1 protein-coding gene is annotated in these 372 nt (G+C 41.7%); it reads left to right on the forward strand.

All coding sequences use genetic code 11. The annotated features are described in order from the left end of the window. Positions 1 to 80: 80 nt before the first annotated feature. The coding region (locus ACPYOJ_RS34755) for a fibronectin type III domain-containing protein (RefSeq protein WP_481420288.1) at positions 81 to 372 on the forward strand (292 nt) is incomplete at its 3' end.

A 372-nucleotide genomic window follows, 5' to 3' on the forward strand; every position in this document is an offset into this window, starting at 1 on the left:
CTGCAGTAGCGTTGACTGTAAATCCTGAGTTATCTTGTGGAACTATCACTCCTGGTAATACTCTGGGAGCGTCTATGTCAATGGCAGCTACTCCATGTTCTGGTAACCCGGATGATGATGTTTGGTATAGTTTTGTAGCTACCGGAGCTTCACACGTTGTAACATTGTCTAATGTTGTATCCACCGGAACATCTACCGCTTCAGATATGTATTTCCAAGTATTGAGTGGTACTTGTGGGTCATTAACGAGTGTATTATGTTCGGATCCAAACTCAGCTACATTAACGGGGTTGACTCCAGGTGAGACATATTATGTAAGAGTTTATACTTTTTCAGGAGCCGGCTATAATGCAAGTTTCAATAGATGTATAG

The organism is Rhizobium sp. SVR5-9E (assembly GCF_056755095.1).